General features: G+C 32.4%; 7 protein-coding genes and 4 tRNA genes. All 11 read left to right on the top strand.

The genetic code is table 11. The features are described 5' to 3' along the window. Nucleotides 1–52 precede the first annotated feature (52 nt). The 11 genes from Q7A53_RS21185 to avs1a all read left to right on the top strand — a co-directional run bounded on the left by Q7A53_RS21185 (nt 53) and on the right by avs1a (nt 7170). Nucleotides 53–127, top strand: a tRNA-Gln gene (locus Q7A53_RS21185). A 3-nt stretch (nt 128–130) separates the two neighbouring features. After that, nucleotides 131–205, top strand: a tRNA-Gly gene (locus Q7A53_RS21180). Between the two features lie 64 nt (nt 206–269). After that, a tRNA-Cys gene (locus tag Q7A53_RS21175) sits at nt 270–343 on the top strand. A gap of 7 nt (nt 344–350) precedes the next feature. Continuing rightward, nucleotides 351–432: transfer RNA gene (locus Q7A53_RS21170), tRNA-Leu, on the top strand. A gap of 121 nt (nt 433–553) precedes the next feature. Beyond that, complete coding sequence (locus tag Q7A53_RS21165; RefSeq protein WP_411791205.1) at nt 554–1315, top strand: tyrosine-type recombinase/integrase; 762 nt, start codon at nt 554–556, stop codon at nt 1313–1315. A gap of 321 nt (nt 1316–1636) precedes the next feature. Next, nucleotides 1637–2428, top strand: a complete 792-nt coding sequence (locus Q7A53_RS21160; protein ID WP_411791204.1) for a hypothetical protein — start codon at nt 1637–1639, stop codon at nt 2426–2428. Between the two features lie 125 nt (nt 2429–2553). Further along, the gene (locus tag Q7A53_RS21155; protein WP_411791203.1) at nt 2554–2703 is read left to right on the top strand and encodes a hypothetical protein; all 150 of its coding nucleotides are present in this window, start codon (nt 2554–2556) and stop codon (nt 2701–2703) included. 106 nt (nt 2704–2809) lie between these two features. Then, complete coding sequence (locus tag Q7A53_RS21150; protein ID WP_411791202.1) at nt 2810–3331, top strand: hypothetical protein; 522 nt, start codon at nt 2810–2812, stop codon at nt 3329–3331. A 448-nt stretch (nt 3332–3779) separates the two neighbouring features. Further along, the gene (locus tag Q7A53_RS21145; RefSeq protein WP_411791201.1) at nt 3780–4355 is read left to right on the top strand and encodes a DEAD/DEAH box helicase family protein; all 576 of its coding nucleotides are present in this window, start codon (nt 3780–3782) and stop codon (nt 4353–4355) included. After that, on the top strand, nt 4268–5050 hold the full coding sequence (locus Q7A53_RS21140) for a hypothetical protein (RefSeq protein WP_411791200.1): 783 nt from the start codon (nt 4268–4270) through the stop codon (nt 5048–5050). Before Q7A53_RS21145 ends, Q7A53_RS21140 begins: the two co-directional genes overlap by 88 nt. Nucleotides 5051–5928: 878 nt before the next feature. Next, on the top strand, nt 5929–7170 hold the full coding sequence (gene avs1a, locus Q7A53_RS21135; RefSeq protein WP_411791199.1) for an AVAST type 1 anti-phage system MBL fold metallo-hydrolase Avs1a: 1242 nt from the start codon (nt 5929–5931) through the stop codon (nt 7168–7170). Nucleotides 7171–7174 lie beyond the last annotated feature (4 nt).

Raw genomic sequence — 7174 nt, 5'->3', positions numbered from 1 at the left:
GGTTCGATTCCCTCTAGTCGCCCTTTTTTTTACTTAATTATGCTGATTCAATTGGCCCATAGCCAAGCGGTAAGGCAACGGTTTTTGGTACCGTCATGCGCTGGTTCGAATCCAGCTGGGCCAGCCATTTGCGGGAGTAGTTCAGTGGTAGAACACCACCTTGCCAAGGTGGGGGTCGCGGGTTCGAATCCCGTCTCCCGCTCCAATAATTTCTTTCATTTTTCTTCTAAGTTTGAATAGGATATAATAATGGTATTGGATTTTGATATGGCGGCATAGCCAAGCGGTAAGGCAGAGGACTGCAACTCCTTTATCACCGGTTCGATTCCGGTTGCCGCCTCCAATCAAATGCCGGTGTGGCGGAATTGGCAGACGCGCACGACTCAAAATCGTGTTCCTTCGGGAGTGCCGGTTCGACCCCGGCCACCGGTACTAAAAATGTAACAGAGAGAAGACTTCAACAGTAATGTTGAGGTCTTTTTTTTATTTGTTTTTACACGACAAAAACAACCCAAAATCGTGTGCGTTGAATCGTGTGCGTAGGAGGTATGTTGTGAAGAGACGAAATGAATTATCAGAAGAAGAATTGGATCTTATCAGAAACAAGGTTACTGAAGATGAGGCACTAGAAAAATTCTTTAAAGACTGTTGTCTACGTAATTTGAGACCGGCAACAATTGAATACTACAAGAATGAATTTCATGTTACTAAGAAGATACTGAAGAAGGACCTCGTTGATATTGAACAAGAAGATATAGAGGGGTTCATAGTAAGAAGCAAAACAAAAGTTAGTATTACAACAATCAACACCCGTTTACGTGCATTGAGAGTATTCTACAATTACTTATCAAAGAATAAATTGATTACGACTAATCCAATGAAAAACATAAAACTGCTTCGAGACAGGCAGAAAGTGATTGAAACCTTAGAAAATCAGGAAATAGAAAAGCTAATAACGATTATGAGAAATGATAGAACATTTGTCTCTTTCAGGAATGAAGTCATTCTTCTTGTTTTTTTAGATACAGGCATAAGATTATCAGAGTTAGCAGGCATTGAAGTTGAGGATGTGTCTACAAACCATATCGTGATACGAAAAACTAAAAACCTATATCAGAGAATAGTCTATTTATCTGAGAGAACTCAAGAGCAGCTAAGAAAGTACCTCGTGATAAGGGGAGATGTTGAGGAAACAAACAGACTATTCGTAAATCGTGATAATAATGAACTGAAGTCTCATAGTATTCAAACGGAGTTCACGAGTTATGGAAAGAGGGCGGGAATCAGTAAAAGAGTAAGTCCTCATACATTCTGACACACTATGGCGAAGCGAATGATCATGGCTGGTGCGGAAGTATTTACCCTGATGACTATATTAGGTCATAGTGATATGTCTGTTACAAAAAAGTATGTGTACCTCTGGGGGCCAGATATTGAAAAGAAACATAAACAATATAGCGCCCTAAAAGGTTTGAAATTTTAATGTACGAACTTATGTTCGTGTATTAAAATAAAAATAATAGAGAGTGGCTAAGTTTAGGACCCTTTCCACTCTCTAAACACATACCAGAAGATAGACTTCTGTTATCTAAATATAGCAAGTCTATATCTTCTGAGTCAAGAGGAGATAGAAGCCATGAGATTATTATCTTTGCTGAGTGGAAATGGTTTTGTGATGTACAACAAGGAGTTAGCCCACACAGTATCAACTAACGGAGCAATTGTATTTGGACAGCTCTGCTCTAGCTATGAAAGTTTTAGAATCAAAAACATGATAACTATTCGAGATGAAAAAGAGTATTTCTATTTGACGAGTGAAGTGTTACGAGAAGAAACTGCATTAACTTATAAGCAACAGTTAAGGGCAATTAAAGAATTGGAACAAGCAGGGTACATTTATACTAAGATGATGGGGGTGCCATCTAAGAAGTATTTTCACATAACTGATAAGATCATAAATGAGCTAGTCTCTGAGGTAAATGCTAGCTCTTCCAAAAGGGAAGACCTGAATGTATCAAGGCATGAGGAACCCTCCAGCCTTGACCAAAGGGAAAACCTAGGTATGACAAAAGGTAATAGCAAGCCTGGACAAAAAGGCTCCGCTATTAAAAAGAAAAATAAAAAAGAACAATATAAAAATATAAAAAGTAATTTTGTTAACAAGGGAACGGTTAACAATGAAGAGGTCATACACAAGCTTACAAATGAATATCGATTAAAAGGATTAAGTAAAGAGGTTTGCTTAAGGGTAGTAAAAGAAGTAATAGATACAAAAACAGATGTAGAAAATTGCGGCGCTTACTTAAGAGTGTGTTTAGAAAATACCTTATATAAGAGTAAATTAAAAAGAGGAGAAGTAGAAGTCTCTTATAGTAATATGAATATGAACGACAAATCAGCTTTATATTATGACTGGTTAAATGATTAAATATAATAGCTCTCAGAATCCCATACAGGAGCGTCGCTCAACTTTAGATGATATATAATAGGAATACTCATATTGATAGAAAAATGTCTTAAGTTCTATTTAAAGAATAATAAAGGAGGCTTTTCATGGTCAATAAAAGTATAAGTGCACAAGAAGTACTGGCAATTATTCAAGTTATGGATAATGAAGAGCGTTGGAAGTTGCTAAATGAATTATACTACCTGCATTACAGTAGTCCAGAGGAAAAGTATATGGAGTTAGACATGGATTATTAAAGCACTTGTTCATAAAAACCGAAATTTTTTTGGTAGTTTGCTTTACATTTTCCGAAAATACACTATAACAGTAGCGTAAAGAAATCTAATTCGGAGGATGATTATTATGACGCAATCAATTACAATTCAAATTTCTGTTTATAATTGGTCTATTATGGAGGAGTTTGTGTACGAGACTCAAATTAGTAGCGTAGGAGATTTCCTAGCACTGACATATCGATTCAATAAGCAAGTAAAGTACAGGAAATCTACTGATAAAAATTGGTATTATGGTAAAACGATGATAAAAAGGTTGTTTAAAAAAGATCTAAACAATGGAAATCCACTAAAAATAAATACGACTATTGATTTGGAGAGAGTTTATAAAGAAAAAGATGAAGCCCAAAGAAAAGCGCAAAGGGAAGAAAAAGCAAAAAGAGAAAAGGAACTTTTAGAATGGGTAATTCACAGGAAAGCTAACATAGATTTTACTATGGAACAAATTACAACTATGTCAAATTTACAATTTACACACAGGCTAGTTGAGCTATATAATTTAAAACACTCATATTGTTATGAAGATGAATTTAATCATTATTTTGGACCTTTTGAATCATATAATGAAGAAATAGATTATATAGAACACTAGTTACCTAAAAATTTACTCAATCAACCTAAAGTTATGTATAGCCAACCTACTTGATGAATTTTACATATTTTTTAATTTTAAGATCGGGCATATATGCTCGATCTTTTTTAGTACAAAGTTAATGCTATTATATCAATTCCTTAAAAATAAAAATTCCATATAGATATATTGATACGATTAATGTTTATAGTCATCGAATTGGCCTTAGTATGCCGTCTTTTTGATTCACGTCTGCCATAATATTGATCCATTAAGACAAAGAATATCCACCTAATGTATTTTGGCTAATAGCTGCGCAATTTACTTGGAGAAACGTAATAAGAGCGGCATGATTACTTCTAACAGGCGTTTAGAATATATAAATTATTATTTTCAATTTACATACCTCTTGAGGTAGATATAAGTATATTGTGGACAATCACAATATAAAATACGGGGGTACTGAACTATGCAAAAAAAAATTTATGTAAGTGATGTAATAACTGAAGATATTGTAGAAAACCTTTATGCCGGAAATAACTATCTTATTGCATCTGAAATGAGCAGTGGTAAAAATTATTGGATGAGAAATGTTCTTCTTCCTTATGCTTTAGAAAATAATAAAAGGACATTATGCTTATCTCACCGACGAAATACTTTAGACCAACAATTGAATTACTTGGAAGAATATAAATGGGAATGCGTTAGGCAATTTAAAGGTGGTATGTTCGATCTAAAAACATATCAAACTTTTCAAAACATGGTCAAAAGAAATGATCCCGAGCTTTCTAGGTATGATTATATCGTTTGTGATGAAGCTCATTATTTTGTTAGTGATAGTTCATTTAATACAAAGACTGAATTAGTTTTTGACTTTTTAAATGACAATGAGAATGGTGTGAAAATATTTATGACAGGAACATCTAACGGACTATATTATTTACCTTGGAAAATGAATTGGAAATTCTTAAAGAAGCTAACTACTATAACAATTCGGTTAAAGAGATATATCGATATGAACAAGATGAAACAGTTTCAGCAATAGTTCATGAGGAAGTAAACAAAGGAAATAAGGTACTAGCATTTCATAATTCTATTGAGACAACATCAAATATAAGTATTGGTGATAGTAAAGTGCTTCATGCTGGAAATCGAGAAGGCTCATCAGAGTTCAAGCAGATAGCTGCCGAGCAAAAGTTTGATTGTGACGTACTAAATACAACAAAACTATTAAGTGAAGCAACTGAAATTAAAGATGACTCTGTTGATACTATCGTTATACATGGAATTAGTGATATTGATACTTTCGTTCAATCTACCGGAAGAGTAAGAGATAAAAAAGTAAACGTTTATTATAAGCGTATTTCTAAAAAATCAATTACAGCAAAACTCCGTTATATTTATAAACAACTGTTTTATTATGAAGAATTCATGAGGCTTGGTGAAGCAGAGTTTATTAAAGAATATGGAATAGATGTAATTGATAAGTCTATGAAAGCCTTTTATCTTACTACTGTTTTAGATCCATCTAGTCATAATGAATATACAAGGCTTAAGGTTCATAAAACTGGATTAGCTTTCTTGCAGTATCATGAGGATATGTACACATTTATGAGTGACCATGGATTTGAAGCATTCTTTGATGAATACTTTCCAGGTATTCATTTCATCGATATTGAGCAGTTAAAAAAAGAAAGATTTATTCAAATAGATATTATCGACAATTATATCGATAAATAAATATTCAAACCTCAACAAAAAGAATTATGCAATATAATCTGTAATAAGTATGGACTTCGAGCTAAAAATGGTTCAACAAAGGTTGGTATGAAAACTATCAACTCATTTTTTGAAGAAAATAACATTCCTTTCATTATCAATAGTAAGAGAGTTAGAAAAGGTGCTAACCTTCAAACTGTTTGGATTCTTGAAGCTAACTAAAGTATCACTTTTTGTTACTATTGTTATTTATAATAGAACGCTAACAAAAAGTGATACATTTAAAGCAGTCTTGATTTTTTGAGGAAAAGATCTAAGTTCTCATTTACGAATTATTCTTCCTAGATATAAATATATTGTAATTTACTTTACAAATTTATTAATCGGGGGAATACTCATGGCTTACTATTATACTAACAACAAATATTTTCAAAACAAAATGAATCGTGAACTATCAATCGAAGGTTTAATCCAAGGATGTTGATGGACAAGTGTATAATCCGGATGCTCTAACCAAGTTGTCTGTTACTAGTTAATTGAATTTATATTGATAAGATCGAGGGCAGAGTAATCTGCTCTCTTCCATCCTAATGTTATGACCCACAGAACACTTATAAAGAATAGTAAGGCTTTTTAGGGAGACTAGATAGGTTTTTCCATATTAAAATTCTTACATATAGTACCGCCTACTAATTTAGAAAAAACACATTAGATAGTGTAATAACATTGGGAGGGGTGTTTGCATTCACGGTACCAAAACTCCAAATTAGTGTTGAAATTCCAACATTTGTACTGAAATCTCGTATTAGTTGAATATTTATATAATGTAATTAGTCTGTGCTATTTGTAGACCAGGACTTGTATGGTAAAATTAAGTAAAAAAATAAGGGGATTTACCTGTGTCAGACATAAGTATAGAGATTTTTCCTGCTTTAGAAGGAGATTGCTTCCTCGTATCAATGGGCTCTGAGCATAAAGTCAACATTTTAATTGATGGAGGCTATAAAGAAACTTATTACAACCACTTAAAACCAAGGCTAAAACAAATGAATCAAAATGGAGAGAGAATCGATTTAGTAATTGTAACTCATATTGATGCTGATCATATAGAAGGAATTATAGAATTACTTAAAGAAAATGGTAGTTCAGAAGAAGCAAACGTCATTCAAATCTATGAAATCTGGCACAATAGTTACAAACATCTTCAATTCTTTAAAGATTCAAAAGAAGAGCTAGATTATCGAGAGAAAACTATACTTACTAGTAAAATTGCTCAAGGATACATAGGAAATAAAAATACAGATGAAGATCATAATCAAAATGAAGATATTAGTGCTAAAGATGGCTCAACTTTAGCAGCATTGATTTATGAAGGAAAATATAACTGGAATACATCTTTCAATGAAAATTCGATAAGTATTGAAAACAAGAAGAAGATTAATTTGAATGAAAATGTGGTTATACGATTATTAGGACCAAATAATAATTCTTTGAAAAAGTTAAACAAATATTGGCTGAAAGAATTACGCAAAGAAAAATATGATTTCAAATTAACTGAGGATGAATTGTTCGATGATGCGTTTGAATTTTATATGTTGAATCAAAAAAACATTGAATGTCTTAATGAGAATGAGGAAATTTCTAGTCGAAGTAGTATTGATGAAATCGACTGTTTACTAAAACAAAAAAATGTCTTAGATCGCTCACCGGTAAATGGGTCTTCAATAACTACTGTTATTGAATACAAAGGAAAAAAGCTTCTTTTTCTTGCTGATTCTCATCCTCAATTAGTAGATGAACAAATTCAACAATTGGTAGACCAAATTGGATATATTCCTTTTTTTGAATTGATAAAAGTGTCTCATCATGGTAGTAGAAAGAACACAAGTATCGAGTTATTAGATCTAATTGATTCTCCGAATTATGTTTTCTCTACAAATGGAAAAAAACACAACCACCCAAATGAGGAAACAATAGCGAGAATTATTAGTAGAGAAATTCCTTCAAACCTTGAAAAAAGAGAATTAATTTTTAATTATTTTTTTAAAAATGAACTTTTTTGTAAAGAAGAAATTCAACAAAGATACAATTACTCTATTAGTTTACCTAATGGGGAACTTACCAAAGTGTTAAAAATATAGAGGT

This window comes from Halobacillus rhizosphaerae (assembly GCF_046719735.1).
GTDB lineage: Bacteria > Bacillota > Bacilli > Bacillales > Halobacillaceae > Halobacillus_B > Halobacillus_B rhizosphaerae.
Note: the sequence above shows the minus strand (reverse complement) of the source record. Positions and strands in the feature narration are given on the sequence as shown.

Excerpts from the sequence above, each read along its gene's own strand:
- Q7A53_RS21150 (WP_411791202.1), top strand. The coding sequence starts at position 2,810 with ATGACGCAATCAATTACAATTCAAATTTCTGTTTATAATTGGTCTATT.
- Q7A53_RS21145 (WP_411791201.1), top strand. The coding sequence starts at position 3,780 with ATGCAAAAAAAAATTTATGTAAGTGATGTAATAACTGAAGATATTGTA.
- Q7A53_RS21160 (WP_411791204.1), top strand. The coding sequence starts at position 1,637 with ATGAGATTATTATCTTTGCTGAGTGGAAATGGTTTTGTGATGTACAAC.
- Q7A53_RS21155 (WP_411791203.1), top strand. The coding sequence starts at position 2,554 with ATGGTCAATAAAAGTATAAGTGCACAAGAAGTACTGGCAATTATTCAA.